Raw genomic sequence first — 17,926 nt, forward strand, 5'->3', positions numbered from 1 at the left:
GTTCCGACCTCCCGCGTGCGGGCTCGCCGCCGGACCGGCTTCCGCCGGTGCGAAGCGGCCGCCGCCGGCACGGGGCGGTTGTCGTCCGCGCGGGCCGCTAGCGGCCGAGCGCGTCCTCGAGAACCTCGTGCCGGTGGTGCAGGCCGGGCTCGTTGCGCCCGAAGACGAGGTCCGCGCGCGCGCCCGAGGCCATGCTCGCCTGCACCTGGGCCGCCAGCGCGTAGTCCTCGTCGCGGACGGCGTTGTGCGCGTAGTCGAAGATCGTCTCCGCGGTCTCCCGGGTCGCCTCGTCGGTGAGGTCCATCGGGGACGCGTTCTGGTGGTAGGTGATCGAATGGCCCGGGCGCTCGCCCGGGTACACCCGGAACACCTCGCCGTTCGCGACCGTCACGGACAGGACGATGTTGGGGAACAGGGCGTAGATCAACACGAAGTTGTTCAGCGGCTCCCACTCCTCCTCCGGCTTGTCCGCCAGGTCGGTGATGTGGTTCATCGGGAAGACCAGGCGGTGGTGCGGCCCGTAGGAGTCGAACAGCGCGCAGTTGCTCTTGTTGATCAGCGCGAACGTGTCCCGGTGCACCGACGCGAAGTGGTAGCTCTCGGCGAACGTGTCGAGCGCGAGCTTCCAGTTGACCGGTGAGTCGATGACCTTCTCGCCCACCGGCGCCCACGACCCGATGTTCCAGGACGCCAGCTCCGGGCCCAGCTCGCCCAGGTGCGCGTCGATGTCGAGCGGCCCGGCGGCCGGGTCCAGCCCGACCCACAGGAACCCCGCGTTCTCGGCGGCGGGCAGCTCGGTGAGCCGCGCCTGACCGTTGAGTGTCGCGGGGAAGCCCTCCCGCCCCGGACCGCCGACGAACTCGCCGTGCGCGTCGTACGTCCACGCATGCCAGGGGCAGGTGAACCGCTGCGCCACGCCGCAGCCCTGGGCGACCTGAGCCTGCCGGTGGGCGCACACGTTCTGGAAAGCGCGCACCGTTCCGTCATCGCCGCGCGTCAACAGCACGGGGACGTCCATCACGGTCTTTGTGCAGTAGGTTCCGGCCTCGGGCAGTTCGGAGCTGTAGCCCACGAGCTGCGGTGAACGCCGGACGACTTCACGTTCCAGTTCGAAACGTTCCCGGCTGGTATAGGCCGTCGCCGCCACGCCGCCTTCCGTCGGCGTCATGTCGGTTGTATTGTCGGTCGCTATTTTCAGCGCCCGTCGCGTGAGGTCGACGAGCTCGTGGCGGTCGATGTGAGCCCTCCCAATTCGATGACGGCATCATCCCGCGCGCGGGGCGGCGGGATGGGATCAGGTAGACAGAATTGTATGTGCTCACCACCAACGGTCTTTACTCGGGCTAAGTCACCATCCCGACAGGAAGGGGTGCACTGCCGTGCGTCACGGCCAGGTGCGACGAAAGTGGCCGGCGCGGGCCCGGTGCCGGCAGCCGGCACCTGGGTGGGGGTGACCCCGCCGGAGGTGATTGCTCCGTCGTGCCAGGCACTCCTGCCCCCGGGTGTCCCGTTGAGCGGGACGTCAGCCGGTGTGCCGGCGGGTCCGCCGCCGTGGGGAGGGTCGGGGCGGCGGCGTCCCGACGGCCGCCGACGGGCCGCCCCGCCGGCCCTGACGGACGGCCCGGCCCGGCCCCGAGGCGGGGGAGAAACGCGGCCCCGCCCGTGGCGGGGATTCTCGATGGGATTCGGCGTCCCGTGACGTGGGTCACGACAATCGGCGGTGAGTGACCCGCGCCACCTCGGGGTGTCGGTTCCCCGACGCCCCCGTCGGGGTTGTGTCCCACGGCATAGACGTGGCCCACATTGTAGTGCGTCCGACCCCCGAAGGTGCGGCCGAGGTCACGTCCTCAGTATGGATTATCGCGCCGTCGCAGCGGCATTATTAATAGCGACGGCCGAAATCCAGCCGCCCGAAATCCAGCCGCCGCTGAGGATGCTTCAGGGGGATTGACGTGAACCTCACCAGCTCCGACCGTCCGGGCCTCTACCAGAAGCTTGCCGCCCGCCGTGCCGTCCGCCGTATGCGCCACGAGTTCGATCTCGTCATCAGCTCGACCGAGACGCCCGCTGCGCGGCAGGAGATCCAGGCGATCTACACCCGGCACAACGCGGCCAGCGGCCCGTCGGTCGTCCCCGGCCAGCGCAAGGTGGATGACTCCGAGGTCAGTGCCGACGCGACCGAGCGCGACTGACCAGTTAGCCACGCCCCAGCTCCAACTACCCACTCCCCACCACCAGCCCTGGACGGGCCCGTCGCGGCGTGAGCCGGCGGTCCGTCCTCGGGCCCCCGGCGCCTCAGTCGCGGCCGTGCAGGGCGGCGCGGAGGGCGGCCACCGTCTCGGGTGAGGCGGCGCGCCGCCTGGGCGCCGGCTCGGGGGCCGAGCCGGCGACGACCTGCAGCCGCGCCGGGACACCGGCGGAACGCAGCGCGTCGGCGTAGGCGACTCCCTGCTCGCGCAGGCGGTCCCGCTCCTGGACGCAGACGTACGCCGGCGGCAGCCCACGCAGGTCCTCGGCCCGCGCGGGCGCCGCGTACAGCGGTACGCCGTCGGTTCCCGCCCGGCCCTCACCGAGGTACGCGTCCCAGTGCACGGCGGTGTCGGCCCGCCGCGCCGCGCCGACGGAGCCGCCGTCCGCCCCGGCGCTGTCTGTTCCGGCACCGGTCGTTCCGGGACGGTGCTCGCGGCCGCCGCCGAGCGCGTCGCCGAGGCCTACGGGGGCCGCCGCCAGGCTCGGCACCGCGCGCCGGTCGTCGAGCTCGGGGAAGTCCAGGCACTGGAAGCACAGCGCGGGCCCGCCCCGGTCACGGGTGAGCAGCGCCAGCGCCGCGGCCAGGCCCCCGCCGGCGTGCGCCCCGTGCACGGCGATCCGGTTCGGATCGACGCCGAGCCGGTCAGCGCGGGCCGCCATCCAGCACAGGGCCGCGTAGCAGTCCTCGAGCGCGGACGGATAGGGATGCTCGGGGGCCAGCCGGTAGTCCACCGCGACGACGACGGCACCGACGGCCCGGCTCAGCCCGATGTTGGCGCGGTGCTCCGTCCCGAGGCCGCCTGCGACGAAGCCGCCGCCGGGCAGGTGCAGGACGGCCGGGGTGGGTCGGGCGACACCGACCGGCGTGTAGATGCGCACCGCCACGTCGGGGGCGTCCGGTGGGCCGGGTACGCAGGTGTCGGTGATGTTGACCCCGGTCAGGTCGATCTCACGCGTGGCGGCGAGCATCAACTCGGCCGCGCGGGCGCGCGTCGCGGTGATGTCGTCGACGGTGACGTGCGGCGTGATCTCGACCAGCGAGGCGAGTTCGGGATCGAAGCGGTACGGCATCGCATCCTCCAGCACACGTGTCGGGCACTCGCGGTCTGACGCGCCCCCCGCTCGTCCAAACCACGCCCAATGTTCACCCCTGGAAGCCCCTCAGGATGCCCTTAGGGCCGTTGTTTTGACGGATCGGCATTCCGCGCACCGCCCGGACGGACATCTTCAGGTGGTGCGTGCCGTGCTGCGCGTAACTGGTCGCCGACGGCCTGGTCGCGGCTGGGCCGCCGGGTGGGAACTACTCAGCCGTGCCGGCGCGGCACGGTGGGCCACCCGTGGTGCTCCGTGCTCGGATCGATCTTCACCCGGCCGGGGCCGACCTTCAGTCCAGGGTTCCCACGTACTGCCGGAACATCGGATGCACGGTGAAGGTCGAGACACCCCTGGTCGAGGTGAGGGAGTCAGCGCGATCGCTCCCCGCCCACGATGCGGACAGCACTGAGTGGTCGCGGATGAAACCCACGTTCCACAGTGTCTCCAGCAGATGGTCGGGATCCCGGTCGGAGATCCACTTCGTGGCCTCCCTGCTGGTCCGCACGGCTCCCGTCGCGATGTCCAGCAGCAGGTACTCGAGGTCGTCCCGGGCCCAGACCGCCGGGCGGCCGCGGAACGCCTCGAACACGCTGAGCAGGCCCGGGTGCTGGAACCGGTACTCGGCGGCGATGTCGCGGGTCCGCTCGCCGGAGTAGGTGGCTTCCACGGCGAGGATGTCGCGCCGCGCGATCCGCCGGCCACCGGCGGACCGGTTCTGGCGCGCGTGTTCGAGCGCGTGGCTGCAGTACTGGATGATCTCGCGTGGGCGGCGCAGCGAGCGGTCGACGATGTAGCGGAACGACCAGCGCGGATCGCGGAACACCGCCGCCCAGCACTCGTCGTCGCCCACACCGCTCAGCCCGGGCACGGTGTGCCGGATACGGCAGGCGATCAGCTGCCACAGGTGCGGCTCGTCCCACCGCACCACCTCGATCAGGTCGCGGAACTTCTGCGCGTCGTCGTAGAGGGCGGGAATGTTGTCGTAGAGCTCCTGGCGCAGCGACATGAAGACGTGCAGGTGCGGCGAGAGGTCGTTCAGTGACATACAGGCCTGGAAGAGACCGGCGACGAAGGCCTGCGCGTCCTCGCTCGCGTCCCAGCCGCGGTCCAGCTCGTCGACCAGGACGGTGACCCCCGAGCGCGCGCACAGGCGGCTCAACGGCTGGATCAGGTGTTCCAGCTCCTGGAGTTTGTAGAGGCGCTGGAGCTCCGTCGTGCGGATACCGGCCTCGAAGCTTCCCAGCTTCACCGACTCGATGCGGCGCAGATAGGAGACGAACGAATCCAGCGGGGTTACTGCGGCGCCGCGGTGATTGTCGCGCAGGTAGGCGTATATCTGGCTCTCGGCGCCGCGTCTTATCCGGCCGTGCCGTTTCGTCAGCTCCTTCATGATGAGCACGAGCAGCAGGTATTTCCAGGCCACGGCGTACGCGCCGAGCTTGGCCCACGCGCCGTCGGCCTCGCGGGTCATCGCCCCGCTGAGGAATTCGTACGAGTAGTCCTCGGGTGCGAGCTCGATGACCGAGGCCCCGCGGTCGCGGTGCCGGCGGGCCATGGTCTTGAGGATCGCGCTCTTGCCGGCACCCCGGTTCGCGACCAGGATCGTCTTCGTTCCGGTGTTCATGTTGCGGTACGCGGCCGACTCGATGAAGTAGGCGTCGAGCCCGCGCCTGATGTCGCGTTCGGCGGCCGGCGCACCGAAACTGAGGTGGCTGAAGTCGGGCACGCGGCCTCCCGTGCTTCCGTCGGTTCCCGCTACGAGAGCCTAGACGGGCGAGGGCCGCTTCAGTAGTGAAATATCCAGAGGGGCGACAATCGTGGACGGCTGCGGCACAGTGGCCGGGTGGAGACCGATGCCCGGGGGACGGCCCGGTCGTCGGGCTGGACGGGCTGGACGGGCTCTTGTGGGTGCCACGCCGCCACCGGACGTACCGGCCCGTCCGGTGGCCAGGGCCAGGGTCTGCGGAAGCTTGTACGGTCCGTGCCCCGCTGTTATACAAGTGTTCAGCGGCGGGGCTGGTGGATCAAGAGTTTCCGGTGACGTGAGACGGAGCGGATGTCCCGCTCCCGGTGTCGGCGGCGTCGAAGGTGCGGCCGGCAGCGGGTCCGACGCCCGTATCGGGGCGGCAGGGCGCTTCGACCGAGAGGACGGGCAGGCGTATGGAAAGGCTTCGTGTCATCCAGTGGACCACCGGAAAAGTGGGCAAGCTGACGTTACGGGCGATACTTGATGATCCGCGTCTGGACCTTGTGGGTGTGTACGCCTGGTCGGCGGACAAGGTCGGCACCGATGCGGGAACGCTGTGCGGTCGGCCGCCGTGTGGCGTCGCGGCGACCAACGACATCGACGCCTTGATCGCGCTCAAGGCGGACACCGTCGTCTACACCCCTTTCATGGCCGATCTCGACCATGTCCTGCCGCTGCTTGAGGCGGGAATGGACGTGGTCAGCACCAACCTGTTCTTCAACGTCGGCGGAGTCAAGGGTGAGACGAAGGAGCGGCTGGAGGCCGCCTGCGCCCGCGGGAACAGCTCGCTCTACATCACGGGCATAAGCCCCGGGTGGATCAACACGATGGTGACGGCCATGACCGGCGTGTGCCGGGACGTACGGAAGATCTCCATCCTGGAGGCCGCCGACTGCTCCGTCTACGAGTCGAAGGAGACCTGGGAGGCCATGGGCATCTCCCTGACCGGCACCACACCGCAGATCGCCGACATGGCGAAGCTGTGGATGATGCCGGCCGAGGAAGCCGTGCAGCGCATGGCGCACGCCCTGGAATACACGCTCGACAGCGTCGAGTTCTTCCTCGGCTACGCCACCGCCTCCCAGACGGTCGACCTGGGCTACATGACCATCGAGAAGGGCACGAACGCCGCTGTGGAGGTCGGCTGGAACGGCAACCTGAGCGGCAGCACGGTCATCCAGATGAAGTTCCGCTGGTACCTGACCAAGCATCTGAACGAGGACTGGGAGTTCAACGACGACCAGTACCGCGTGGTCATCGACGGGGAGCCGGGGATCGACACCCGGATCCGCTTCATCCCGCCCGAGCACTGGGGCAACCACGAGTGGGACACCATGACCGCCCTGCCCGCGGTCAACGCCGCCTTCAACGTCAAGGCCGCAAGGCCCGGGATCCTGCACCTGACCGACGTCGGCCTGCCCCGCGCGCCAGCCGGGCAATGGCATGCGGCACGGGAGTGAAACCCGGCGGACGGTGTGACGGATGATCCAGGCCGGGGGCCCGACAACACCCCCGGCCTGGACCGGGTTCGGGCTGGCGTGGGGGCATGGGGCTTTGGCGGCGTCAGCGGACAGCCGTCCCGCTGGCGACAGTACGGGCCGGGGACCGGCGTGCGTGGAGGTCGCCGAGCCAGGCGTGGACCGTGCGCGCTGTGGAGCCGGCGTGCTCGTTCATCATCGACTGGTGGTCGCCGGCGGTGTCCCTCGTGTCGAAGGCCAGGTCCCATTCGTCCGCCCAGCCGGTCACCGGGCCCGCGGGGTCCGGGTCGGCCCGCTGTCCCGGCATGCGCTGGACCGCGCGGACGAGGACGATCGGCGCACGCACCGACGTGGGTTTCCATCCTTCGAACAGGTCGAGGTAGGCGCCCTGCGCGGTCACCTGGGACTCGGTCATCAGCGCGAACGCCTGGTCGTTGACGGCGATGCCGCGCAGCTCCTCGGCGATGTCGGCCTCGGGGATCCGGTCGCCGGGCAGCCAGGTGTCGAGCAGGACCACGGCGCTCGGGTGGATGCCGCGTGCCTCCAGCCGCGCCGCGACGGCGTGTGCCAGCCAGCCACCGGACGAGTAGCCCGCGAGCGCGACCGGTGTGTCGGGGAAGTGCGCGGCCACCGTCTCGGCGTGCAGGTCGACCACGAGATCGGCGGTGGCGGGCAGAAGCTCGCCGTCGCCGAAGCCGGGGTGTGCCAGCGCGTGCACGGCGCGGCGGCCGTGCAGGTGCAGGGCGAGCCGGGCGAAGGTGTGCGGCCCGGACGGCGCGACCATCGACGGCAGGCAGACCAGCGCCGGCCCGGCCGGGCCGGACGCGAGGGTGACCGGACGTGGCCGCCTGGCCAGCTCGCTCGGCGCGGTGAACGTCGACCGCAGCTTTGCGGCGGCGCGCAGCACCCCGACCCCTTCGGCGAACTTGCCGTCGGCGCACGCCTGCCGGTAGAGCCCACGGACGCCGACCGGCTCCGCGCCGCCTACGGCGGGGACGCCGGCGGCACTGGCACTGGTCGAGGTCCAGCCGGTCCCGGTTCGGGCGCCGCTCCCGACCGCGCCGACCGCGCCGACCGCGCCGGTGCCGGTGGCGCCGGGCGCGGGCCGGCTGGCGAGCAGGGCGTGGAGGTGGTCGGCGAGGTCGGCGACGGTGGGGTGCTCGAAGACCGCGGCGGTGGCGAGCGCGACCCCGGTCGCACCCGCCAGCCGGCGGCTGAGCTGCACGGAGGCCAGCGAGTCGAAGCCCAGTTCGAGGAAGCGGCGTCCCGTCTCGACCTCGTCGGCCTCACGGTGGCCCAGCACCGCCGCGGCCTCGGCCCGGACGAGCTCGCGCAGCGCCCGGCCCCGCTCCGCCGCGGGCAGCGCCGCGAGATCATCACCCGGCTCCGTGCCATCACCGCGCGGCGCCCCGGTGAGATCCGCGGGCTGCGTTCCGGCGGCGGCCGGGGAGGCGGCTTCGTCGGCGGTGGCGCGTAGCTCGTCGAACAGGCGTGAGGGCCGGGCGGCGGTGTAGGCGGGCAGGAACCGCGCCCAGTCGACGTCGGCGACGGTGACCGGGCCGGGACGTCCGGTGCCAACCGCCTGGGCCAGGGCATCGATGGCCCGGTCGGGGGTGAGCGGGTTCAGGCCGCGGCGGTGCAGGTAGTCACGGCGGGCCGGCTCGGCGCCCATGCCGGCCTCGGCCCACGGGCCGAACGCGACCGAGGTGGCCGGGTGCCCGCTGGCGTGCCGGAACGCGGCCAGCGCGTCGAGGTAGGCGTTCGCCGCGCTGTACGGGGCCTGGCCGCCGCTGCCCCAGGTCGCCGAGACCGACGACAGGAACACGAGCGGGATGGTCCCAGCGGCCTCGTGCAGGAGCTCGGCGGCGCCGGCCTTGGGCGCGAGCACGGCCGCGATCTGGCCCAGGTCGAGCTCGGGCAGCGCGGCCATGGGGCCGTCGACGCCCGCGGCGTGGACGATCGCGGTGAGCGGGGCCTCGGGATCGGCGGCGAGCTCGCGGACGAGCGCGGCCAGCTGACCCGTGCCCGTGCCCGTGCCTGTGCCCGTGCCGGCGGCCGCGGCGGTGCCCGCGTCGGCGGCGGAGGCGTCGCAGCGACGGACGACGGCCTGGACGCCGAGGGCGGTCAGCTCGGCGCACAGCTCGGCCGCCCCGGGCGCGTCCGGGCCGCGGCGGCTGGCCAGGATCAGCCGGCGGGCTCCGTCGCGGGCGAGACGGCGGGCGATCCGGGTGCCGAGGGCGCCGGTGCCTCCGGTGATGAGCACAACCGCTCCGCGGACGTCCCACGGTGCGGTGGTGACGGGCGTGGTCTCCCGGACCAGGCGAGGTACCAGCAGCCCCGCCGGGCGGGCGGCGAACTGGTCCTCGCCGTCCGGTGCGGTCAGTGCGGCGCCGAGCCAGCCGAGCGTGGTGTCGTCCAGCTCGGCGGGGATGTCGACGAGACCGCCCCAGGCACCTGGCCGCTCGAGGGCGAGGGACCGCCCCAGCCCCCAGAGCAGCGCCCCGGCCGGATCCAGAATCCGGTCGCTGGCCGCCGTCGCGGCTGCGGCCCCGGTCCGGACGGCGCCACGGGTGAGCGTCCACAGCGGCGCGTCCAGCTCGATGTCGTGCAGGGCCTGCGCGAGCGCGCAGGTGAGGGCGAAACCGGTCGTGAGCGCGGGGTGGTCGGGGTGGCGCGTCGTGTCGAGGCCGAGCAGTGACAGCACGCCGCCCCGGCCCGCGATCGCACCGGGCCGGCCGAGGGCGCACAGGCGGGCGGCGAGGCGGGCCCGGTCGGCGTCCTCGTGGCGCAGTGGCACGCGGAGCACGGTGCCGCCGAGGCGCTCGACGATCCACGAGACGCGGGAGATCTCCTCGTCGGTGACGCCCGCGGGCGGGAGCGGCAGGAGCCAGCGGCCCGTGAGCGGCGGCGGGGTGCCGTCCGTCCCGGGCAGGGCGCCGGTGCTGGGGACGGGCCGGGAGCGCCAGCTGATGCGGTAGCGCCACCCGTCCGGGCCGGGCGCGCCGGGCGGGGCGGATCGGCGGATCGGGTCCGTCCAGTGGTGGCGGCGCTGGAACGGGTAGGTGGGCAGGTGGCGGTGGGCGGGCCGGCGGCTGGCGGCGTGCGGGTTGTTGGCCGCCCGCCACGCGATCGGGGTGCCGTGCGTGTGCAGCTCGGCGAGGCCGATGTGCAGAGCGGTGGTCTCGGGCTGCCCGCGGCGTGCCGCGGTGACCACGCGGGCGTCGCCGAGGTACGGCGTCAGCGTGGGCTTCGGCCCGATCTCCAGGTAGGTGGTGATGTTCTCGGCGTCGGCGCGGGTGACGGCCTGGTGGAACCGGACGGTTTCGCGGATGTGGCGGACCCAGTACGCCGGGTCGGTGAGGTCGACCGGGGCATCCGGGTCGGTGCTCAGACGTCCGGTGAGGGCGGAGGCGATCGGGACGGCGGGCGGGCGGTAGGCGAGCGTGCGGGCGACGGCGGCGAAGCGGTCGAGGACGGGATCCATGTGCGCGGAGTGGAAGGCGTGACTGACGGCGAGGCCGCGGGTCGGGCGCCCCTGCTCGGCCCAGTGCGCCGCGAGCGCGCCGACGGCGTCGTAGTCACCGGCCACGACGACGGCGGTGGGGCCGTTGACGGCGGCGATGTCGACCCGGCCCCCGTACTCGTCGAGGCACCGACGGACCTCGTCCTCGGTCGCGCCGACGGCGGCCATGGCGCCGGGCACACAGCTCTGCATGAGACGGCCGCGGGCGGCGACCAGCGCGGCCGTGTCAGACAGGGTCCAGACGCCGGCGACGTGCGCCGCGGTGAGCTCGCCCACGGAGTGGCCGAGCAGCAGGTGCGGGGTGACCCCGAAGCTCTCCAACAGCCGGAACAGGGCGCTCTGGTAGGCGAAGAGCGCGCACTGGGTGTACAGCGTCTGGTCCAGCAGGACGGCGGGCGGGGTGTCCGGGGCGGCGAACATGACGTCGCGCAGCGGCTCGTCGAGATGCGGCTCGAAGCGGTCGCACGCGGCGTCGAGCGCGCGGGCGAAGGCCGGGTAGGCGGCGTGCAGCCGCCGTCCCATGCCGTGGAGCTGGCTGCCCTGGCCGGTGAACACCATCGCGATCCGGGCGCCGGCGAGGTCCGCGGGGGTGCTGCCGCGGATGAGAGCGGGCGCCGCCCGCCCGGCGGCCAGCGTGGTCAGCGCCCGAACCAGGTGGGACGCCCGTTCCGTCGGCGGCCCGTCCAGGACGACGGCGGCGCGCGTGGGGAACTGGGCACGCGCGCCCAGGGTGTGGGCGGCGTCGTCGACGGTGATGTCCGGATGGCCGGCGAGGTGGTCGGCGAGGCGGGCGGCGTGCGCGCGCAGCGCCTCGTCACCGCGGGCGGAGAGGATCACCGTCGTGGGCAGGTTGGCCGCCCACTCGAGAGTGTCCTCGCCGCGGACGGCGTCCCGGTCCTCGGCGGCGCCGGTGGGCGCGGCGGTAGGCGTGGCCTGCGCGGGGATGCGGGCCGGGCCGGGGGGCTCCTCGAGGATGAGGTGGGCGTTGGTGCCCGAGACGCCGAAGGCGGAGACGGCGGCGCGGCGCGGCCGTGCGGTGGCGGGCCACGCCGTGGGCTGTGTCAGGAGGGTGAGGGCGCCGGTCGCCCAGTCCACGTGGGGGGTGGGGACGGTGATGTGCAGGCTGGCGGGCAGCGTCTCGTGGCGCAGTGCCTCGATCATCTTGATCATGCCGGCGGTGCCCGCGGCGGCCTGGGCATGGCCGATGTTGGACTTGAGGGAGCCCAGGTACAGCGGCCGGTCCGGGGACCGGCCGGCGCCGTAGGTAGCGAGCAGCGCGCGGGCCTCGATGGGGTCGCCGAGCGGGGTGCCGGTGCCGTGCGCCTCGACCGCGTCGACGTCGCCGGCGCGCAGGCCGGCGTTGGCCAGGGCCTGCTGGATGAGCCGCTGCTGGGACAGGCCGTTGGGGGCGGTCAGGCCGTTGCTGGCGCCGTCCTGGTTCACGGCGCTGCCCGCGACGACGGCCAGCACCGGCAGCTGCCGCGCGCGGGCGTGGGAGAGCCGGGTGAGGACGACCACGGTGGCGCCCTCGGCCCATCCGGTGCCGTCGGCGTCGGCGGAGAACGCCTTGCACCGGCCGTCGGGCGCCAGCCCGCGCTTGCGGCTGAACTCCATCAGCATGGACGGCGTGCTCATCACGGTGACGCCGCCGGCGAGGGCGAGGTCGCACTCCCCGGCGTACAGGGCCGCGGTCGCCAGGTGGACGGCGACGAGCGAGGCGGAGCACTGGGTGTCCACCGTCAGCGCGGGGCCCTCGAAGCCGAAGGTGTAGGAGACCCGGCCGGCGACCACGCCCAGCGCGTTGCCGGTCAGCAGGTGACCCTGCAGTTCGGCGGGGGCGTCGTGCCAGGGCGGGCCGTAGTCCTGCAGGGAGACACCGGTGAACACCCCGGTGCGGCTGCCGCGCAGCCGGTGCGGGTCGATGCCCGCGTGCTCGAACGCCTCCCAGGACACCTCGAGCATGAGCCGTTGCTGCGGGTCCATCGCGGTGGCCTCGCGGGGTCCGATCCCGAAGAAGCCGGCGTCGAACAGGCCGACCCCGGGGAGGAAGCCGCCCTGGCGGGTGTAGGCGGTGCCCGGGTGCTCGGGGTCCGGGTGGTACAGGCCGTCCAGGTCCCAGCCGCGGTCCGTCGGCAGGCCGGCGACGACGTCACGGCCCTGCGCCACCAGCTCCCACAGGGCCTCCGGCGAGTCGGCGCCGGGCAGCCGGCAGCCCATGCCCACCACGACCACGGGATCGGCGCCGCGCCCACCCCCCTCTGCCGGTGCGGCCGGCGTGGGCGCGGGCGCGGTGTCGGCTGCCTCCTCGCGCACGCCCAGGATCTCGGCGTGCAGGAACGAGGCCACCGCCTTCGGTGTGGGGCGCTCGAAGAGCACCGTCGCCGGCAGCCGCACCCCGGTCGCCGCGGTGAGCTTCGCCCGCAGGACGTCCGCGATGCGCCGGTAGACCCCCAGCGCGCGCCAGGGGGCACCGCGGTCGACGCCCGCCGAGCCGCCGTGGCTGCCGGTGACCACGACCACGTGGTCGACGACGAGGTCGAGCAGCGCCTCGATCTGGGCGGGTGGCGACAGCTCGGCGAGCCGGGCCCGCCACGCGTCGCGGGCCCGGTCCGCGGTCGCCCCGGAGCGGCCCTGCTCTGGGCGGGTGCTGTCCATCCGAACACTCCTGACGTGCGCAGGCGGGGCGGCTGGGCGCCGCGCCGGGGCGATTTCCCGTGACCTTTTCGGCGGTTCTCGGTCCGTCCGGTGGGGGGAACACGGGCGGGAGAACCGGCTCGGCCCGCGCGCGGAAGTCATCGGGCGGCGCCCGGCGGATATCGGGCCCGGTCGGGACCGCGCACCCGGCCGGCGAAGAAGCCGACGGAGCGACCACGGGCGAATCGTGCCCCACGTCGGGTATGGGCTCAAAATAGGGATGGCGCCATCGGGCTACGCTAAACGGGGTAACGGGCAGTACTCCGACCCCGCGGCGGCGGGTCATTCCACCCCGCGCCCGGGCGCCGAGATGAGGACGTGCGACCCGAACGCGTGAGACGTTCGGGCCATTGGCTGGCACCGACGGATTGTCGATATCACCATCGATCCGTAGTGTCGCTTTCCGCTGACGCCGGGCGTATCTCTGACCGGCGGCGTCCCGCGCCGGCGGCCGCTGGCGGCTGCCGGGCGGTCCCTCGCCGGCCGGCCCGACGCCGGCGGCCGGGGCCGGTGCGGCCGGTGACCGAAGCCGGTGCGGGAGGCCGGTGAGCGAGGCCGGGACATCACCGCCATCGCCCGACAGAGGAGCGAGGACGCGCATGCGAGAGACCACGCCGCCGGGCGCCCCGGCGAGCACGGCGAGCACGGCGGGCGACCAGGCGGCCCGGGGCGGCTGGCCGCGCCCGGCCCGGCGGCTGGCCAGGGCCCTCGGGCGCGGCGGTGCCGGGCGCCTCGCCCACCAGCGATCGCGCATCGAGGTGGGGGACGACTGGCGCCGCTGCGGAGCAGGTGACGGCGGCTGTGGCGTGCTGCTGCCCCTGAGCCAGCAGACCTGCCCCCGCTGCGGCCGGACGAACCGCGAGGACCTGGCGCCGCTGAACGTTCGCAGGCTGCTGCCCACCCACGACGCCTACGAGCACGCCCTGGCGGTCCTGCGGGGAGCCCCGCCGGGACGGGACCCGACAGCCGGCGCGGCACCCGACGCGACGCCCCCGACCGACGCGATGGCCCCGGCCGACGAGGCGGCCCCGGCAGGTAAGGCGGCCCGCGAGCCGGCGCCGGGCGTGCCGGGATCGACGGACCGCCCCGGAGCACCGCGCTGACCGGTGCTCCGGCGGCGGCGCCGCAGGCCGCGCCGAGCCCGCGGGCACCGCTCCCGCGCCGGCGCGGCCCGTTGTTGTCGGGCAGCCCGGACGAGATTCCGGCGCGCATTCATCAAAAGGTGTTACCGGGCCGGGCGCGGACTGTTGTCGAGCGCCACCGGAGCATCGGAATGGCCAGGCGATATGAAACGATAAGGACATGTACTCCGCCGAGATCAATCGCAAGCAGCCGGCCTGTCTGCTGCTCGTCATCGATCACTCGACGTCGATGGCCGAGACCTGGGCCGGTGGCGCGATGAGCAAGGCAGACCAGCTCGCGCTCGCCGTCAATCGGCTTCTCGGCAACGCCGTGCTGCTCTGCAGTAAAGGTGACGACCGCGTCTACGACTATTTCGAGGTAGGAATTCTGGGCTATGGGCGCGGTGTGTCGCCCGTCCTGTACGGCTCGAGCGCGAGCCGGCCGCTGCTGCCCATCAGCGAGGTCGCGCTGAACCCGAACCGGGTCGACCATGTGCTGCGCCGGATCTCCGACGGCGCCGGTGGCCTGGTCGAGGTGCAGACGCCGATCCCGGCCTGGGTCGACCCGGTCGCGGACGGCTGGACCCCGATGGCAGAGGCGCTGACGACGGCCGCCTGGATCGTCGACGAGTGGTGCCGGGGGCACGCCTCCAGCTTCCCGCCGATCGTGGTCAACGTCACCGACGGTCAGAGCACGGACGGTGACCCGCGGATCGCCGCCGCCCGGGTGCGGGCCGCCGGCACGGCGGACGGCGACGCGCTGCTGTTCAACGCCCACCTGTCGGCCACGGCGCGCAACGCCGTCACCTTTCCCGACGACCGGGCCGATCTGCCCGACGACTTCGCCCGCGCGCTGTTCGACATGTCGAGCGCGCTGCCCCCCACGATGGTGGCGGCGGCCGGCAGCCTGGGATATCCCGCCGGCACGGGCTCGCGGGGATTCCTCTACAACGCCGACGTCACCGCGTTGATCGAGTTCCTCGACATCGGGACCCGCGCGGTCACGCCGACCGGCCTGCGTGACCTCACCGTCGGGCCGCGGTCGGCGGGATGACCCCGCTGCCCGCCACGGCGACGTCCGCGCGCCCGGTGACCGCCTCGCCGGCGCCGTCGCAGCCGGCACCGCCGCCCGCGCCGAAACCCACGCCCATGCCCTCGGGAGCGGCCGTTGTTCTGGCGGCTACAGCCCACTCGGTGGCGAGGCTCGGCCGGTCGCCGGCGGAGAACGAGGACAGCTGCGCGATCCGGCCGGAGCTCGGCCGGTTCGCCGTGGCCGACGGGGCGTCGACCTCGGCCCGACCGGAGGTGTGGAGCCGGCTGCTGGTCGACGCCTACGCCCACGACGGGCTCGACCCGCTCGCTCCCGACGTCCTGCGTGCGCTGCGCGAGCGCTGGTGGGCGCAGGTGAGCCGGCCGGGGCTGCCCTGGTTCGCGCGGGCGAAGCTGCAGTCGGGCGCAGACGCGTCTTTCCTCGGGCTTTCCGTCGACGTCGCGAACCAGAGTTGGACAGCGACGTGCGTCGGTGACTCGTGCGTGTTCCACCTACGCGACGGGGAGACGCGCTCGGTGGGCCCGGTCGGGCGGTCCAGCGACTTCACCCGGTTCGCGGAGCTGGTCGGCAGCCACGGCCCGTCCGCCCCGGAGCCGACCCTGCTGACCGGTGAGCTGCGGCCTGGCGACGTGCTCGTCCTCGCCACCGACGCGCTCGCCCGGCTCCTGCTGCACGCGGCCGAGACCCGCGGCCGGATGCCGTCGCCCTGCTGGCTCGCGCAGACCGCCGGCCGGTTCTCCCGCGCCGTCGCCGCCTACCGGCACCACGGGTACCTCGCCGACGACGACACGACGATCTGCGTGGTGCAAGTGTGAGCCCGCGCCGGCCCGAGGGCATGTGAATGAAACTGCCAACCCTGCTCGACTACCAGCAGGCCGTCCAGATCCCGCGGCTGTCCTTCCTGGACGACCAGCTGCGGGAGAGCGTGCCGCGGCTGACCCCGCTGGGCATGCCGGCGGTCGCCACCGGCGGGTTCGCCCTGACCTTCGACGTCAGCCTGGACGGCCGGCGCCACGCCGTGCGCTGCTTCCACCGGCACAGCGACAACCTGGAGCTGCGCTACGCCTGCATCGCCGAGTTCGTCCGCTCGGCCGCGCTGGACTTCCTGGTCGGCGTGGACTACCAGCCGGCCGGGATCCGGGTGCGCGGCCACTGCTGGCCGATCGTGCGGATGGAGTGGATCGACGGCGCGCGGCTCGACGACTGGGTCCAGGAGAACCTGGACCGGCCCGCGCACCTCGACCGGGCCCGGCTCGGCCTGGGCTTCGCCGTCGCCGAGCTGCGCCGCCGCGGTGCCGCGCACGGCGACCTGCAGCACGGCAACATCCTCGTGCTGCCGGACACGTCCGTGCGGCTCGTCGACTACGACGGGATGTACCTGCCGGGGCTGAGCGGGCTCGGCGCCTCCGAGCGGGGCCACCGCAACTACCAGCATCCGGACCGCTCGAACCAGTACGACGTCACGCTCGACCGCTTCGCCGAAGAGGTGATCACGGTGTCGCTCGCCGCCCTCGCCCGGAATCCGGGCCTGTGGCGTGAGTTCAACACCGGCGAGAACCTGATCTTCTCGGCCGCGGACTTCGCCGACCCGTCCGCCTCGGCCCTGTTCGCCCGCCTCGAGCGGATGCCCGGGGTCGCGGCCGCCGCGCGCCGGCTGCGGGACGCCTGCCTGGTCGACTTCCAGGACGTGCCGGCGGTGCTCGACGCCGACGCGCTCGCTCCGTACCGGTCGGGCGCGGTGGGCGGGGCCGGCTGCGCCGGGGTGACCGGCCCGGCACTCTCGGCCGGCCCGGCGCCCGCGGGCCGCGCGGCGCCCGCGGACCGTTCAGCGCTTCCGCCGCTTCCGCCGCGGCCGGCGCGGCCGGCTGGTCCGGTGCCGGTGGGCGGGCACGAGGCGGTGACACGGCACCCGCGTCCGGCCGGCGCCGTGGGTGTGGTCAGCACGGTGAGCGCGGCGCGTTACCTGCGCACCCGGCCGCTGCGGCCGGCCCCGGTGCCCGTCGGTGGGCCCGGGGTGCTCTCCGCCCTCGACCGGGCCGGTCTGCTCGCCCGCCGGGGGGAGGAGATCACCGTCGTCGGTCGGGTCGTCCGGGTCCGGCAGCTGGAACGCACCGGCATGATCACGGTCCTGGAGTTCGGGGACGACCGTGGCGGCGGCTTCAGCGTCGTCGGGTGGGACCGGGTCAGCAGGGAGCTCGTCGCGACCCACGGCGACCCTGCGCGGCTCGCGGGCACCTGGGTGCGGGTGATCGGGCAGTTGGCCGTGGACGACCGGGGGAGCTCGTTTCACGGGCCCACCGCGACGTCGCCGGCGCGGCTCGTTCGGCCGACCGGGCCGAGCTGGTCCAGCCAGTCCAGCGGCTCGGGCCGCGACGGCCGCGACGGCCGGGGGAGCCGCGCCGGCAGCGGGAGCCGGGACAGCCGGGGGGGCCGATCCGACGCTGCCGCCGGGCGGCCGCCCGCGCCCCGGATCGAGCTGCGCAGGGGGAGCCTGCTGCGGGTGCTGACCGAGCGCCAGGCCGAGAGCCTGCTGAACCGGCCCGGGACGGTGCCCGCCGCGCCCGCGACCCGCTCGGCCTACGGATCGGGGCCGGTCCTGCCGCCCCGCCGGCCGATCCCTCCGCCGCCGGTGCCGGGGCCGACGCTGACCCGTTCGCCGGCGTGGCGCGGGTGGAGCTGACGGCACCGCGGGCCCCCGCGATCGTGGTGCCCCTGGCCCGGACGGGCGGTGTCCGTATAGCCCGGGACTAGTCCCTCCCCGGGACTCGAGAAACCCCTGCCACCAGGGAAAACACACCCCGATCGGCGTACCGCCCGGGGCCTGTCGGGCCCCCCACGAGGCGGTGCCGAGAGCGCTGCGGCGATCTGTTCGCGGGCCGGCCCCGGCCGGCGGCGAATTCCTGATGACGGCCGTCCCTGACCCGACGGCCGTTGCCGCGCAGAGCGGCCCCGCCGCGGGGGCCAGGC

At 73.9% G+C, this 17,926-nt stretch carries 10 protein-coding genes; 6 read left to right on the forward strand and 4 right to left on the reverse strand.

From position 1 onward, the window contains the following. Window positions 1-97: 97 nt before the first annotated feature. The gene (locus FMEAI12_RS10055) at window positions 98-1,237 is read right to left on the reverse strand and encodes an aromatic ring-hydroxylating dioxygenase subunit alpha (protein ID WP_368672064.1); all 1,140 of its coding nucleotides are present in this window, start codon (window positions 1,235-1,237) and stop codon (window positions 98-100) included. 715 nt (window positions 1,238-1,952) lie between these two features. On the opposite strand from FMEAI12_RS10055, the gene FMEAI12_RS10060 reads away from it, so the two are divergent. Continuing rightward, window positions 1,953-2,192 carry a hypothetical protein gene (locus tag FMEAI12_RS10060; RefSeq protein WP_020461788.1) on the forward strand — a complete coding sequence of 80 codons (240 nt, stop codon included), beginning with the start codon at window positions 1,953-1,955 and terminating at the stop codon, window positions 2,190-2,192. A gap of 103 nt (window positions 2,193-2,295) precedes the next feature. On the opposite strand, the gene FMEAI12_RS10065 is transcribed toward FMEAI12_RS10060, so the two are convergent. Both FMEAI12_RS10065 and FMEAI12_RS10070 read right to left on the reverse strand, forming a co-directional pair. Continuing rightward, window positions 2,296-3,321: an alpha/beta hydrolase fold domain-containing protein gene (locus FMEAI12_RS10065; protein ID WP_112105812.1), complete on the reverse strand. Its 1,026-nt coding sequence runs from the start codon at window positions 3,319-3,321 to the stop codon at window positions 2,296-2,298. A gap of 313 nt (window positions 3,322-3,634) precedes the next feature. Further along, window positions 3,635-5,071, reverse strand: a complete 1,437-nt coding sequence (locus FMEAI12_RS10070) for a hypothetical protein (protein ID WP_112105805.1) — start codon at window positions 5,069-5,071, stop codon at window positions 3,635-3,637. Window positions 5,072-5,505: 434 nt separating this feature from the next. Between FMEAI12_RS10070 and FMEAI12_RS10075 the strand changes: the two genes are divergently transcribed. Further along, window positions 5,506-6,552 carry a hypothetical protein gene (locus FMEAI12_RS10075; protein WP_112105806.1) on the forward strand — a complete coding sequence of 349 codons (1,047 nt, stop codon included), beginning with the start codon at window positions 5,506-5,508 and terminating at the stop codon, window positions 6,550-6,552. A 103-nt stretch (window positions 6,553-6,655) separates the two neighbouring features. Here the strand turns inward: FMEAI12_RS10075 and FMEAI12_RS10080 are convergent, their stop codons facing one another. After that, entirely contained in the window at window positions 6,656-12,748 is a 6,093-nt protein-coding gene (locus tag FMEAI12_RS10080; protein ID WP_112105807.1) for a type I polyketide synthase, read from the reverse strand. Window positions 12,749-13,386: 638 nt separating this feature from the next. Between FMEAI12_RS10080 and FMEAI12_RS10085 the strand changes: the two genes are divergently transcribed. The 4 genes from FMEAI12_RS10085 (at window position 13,387) to FMEAI12_RS10100 (ending at window position 17,639) form a co-directional block, all read left to right on the forward strand. Then, window positions 13,387-13,890 carry a hypothetical protein gene (locus FMEAI12_RS10085; RefSeq protein WP_112105808.1) on the forward strand — a complete coding sequence of 168 codons (504 nt, stop codon included), beginning with the start codon at window positions 13,387-13,389 and terminating at the stop codon, window positions 13,888-13,890. A 199-nt stretch (window positions 13,891-14,089) separates the two neighbouring features. After that, on the forward strand, window positions 14,090-14,962 hold the full coding sequence (locus tag FMEAI12_RS10090; protein ID WP_020461782.1) for a vWA domain-containing protein: 873 nt from the start codon (window positions 14,090-14,092) through the stop codon (window positions 14,960-14,962). Continuing rightward, on the forward strand, window positions 14,959-15,774 hold the full coding sequence (locus FMEAI12_RS10095; RefSeq protein WP_112105809.1) for a protein phosphatase 2C domain-containing protein: 816 nt from the start codon (window positions 14,959-14,961) through the stop codon (window positions 15,772-15,774). Before FMEAI12_RS10090 ends, FMEAI12_RS10095 begins: the two co-directional genes overlap by 4 nt. 26 nt (window positions 15,775-15,800) lie before the next feature. Beyond that, a complete protein-coding gene (locus FMEAI12_RS10100; protein ID WP_112105810.1) occupies window positions 15,801-17,639 on the forward strand; it encodes a DNA-binding protein in 1,839 nt (612 codons plus the stop codon). Window positions 17,640-17,926: the final 287 nt, after the last annotated feature.

The sequence above is a fragment of the Parafrankia sp. Ea1.12 genome (genome assembly GCF_900465275.1).
GTDB lineage: Bacteria > Actinomycetota > Actinomycetes > Frankiales > Frankiaceae > Parafrankia > Parafrankia soli.

What these genes read in the sequence shown, in the direction of transcription:
- FMEAI12_RS10065 (WP_112105812.1), bottom strand. Translation starts at nt 3,321, where the DNA reads ATGCCGTACCGCTTCGATCCCGAACTCGCCTCGCTGGTCGAGATCACG.
- FMEAI12_RS10075 (WP_112105806.1), top strand. Translation starts at nt 5,506, where the DNA reads ATGGAAAGGCTTCGTGTCATCCAGTGGACCACCGGAAAAGTGGGCAAG.
- FMEAI12_RS10080 (WP_112105807.1), bottom strand. Translation starts at nt 12,748, where the DNA reads ATGGACAGCACCCGCCCAGAGCAGGGCCGCTCCGGGGCGACCGCGGAC.
- FMEAI12_RS10085 (WP_112105808.1), top strand. Translation starts at nt 13,387, where the DNA reads ATGCGAGAGACCACGCCGCCGGGCGCCCCGGCGAGCACGGCGAGCACG.
- FMEAI12_RS10090 (WP_020461782.1), top strand. Translation starts at nt 14,090, where the DNA reads ATGTACTCCGCCGAGATCAATCGCAAGCAGCCGGCCTGTCTGCTGCTC.
- FMEAI12_RS10095 (WP_112105809.1), top strand. Translation starts at nt 14,959, where the DNA reads ATGACCCCGCTGCCCGCCACGGCGACGTCCGCGCGCCCGGTGACCGCC.
- FMEAI12_RS10100 (WP_112105810.1), top strand. Translation starts at nt 15,801, where the DNA reads ATGAAACTGCCAACCCTGCTCGACTACCAGCAGGCCGTCCAGATCCCG.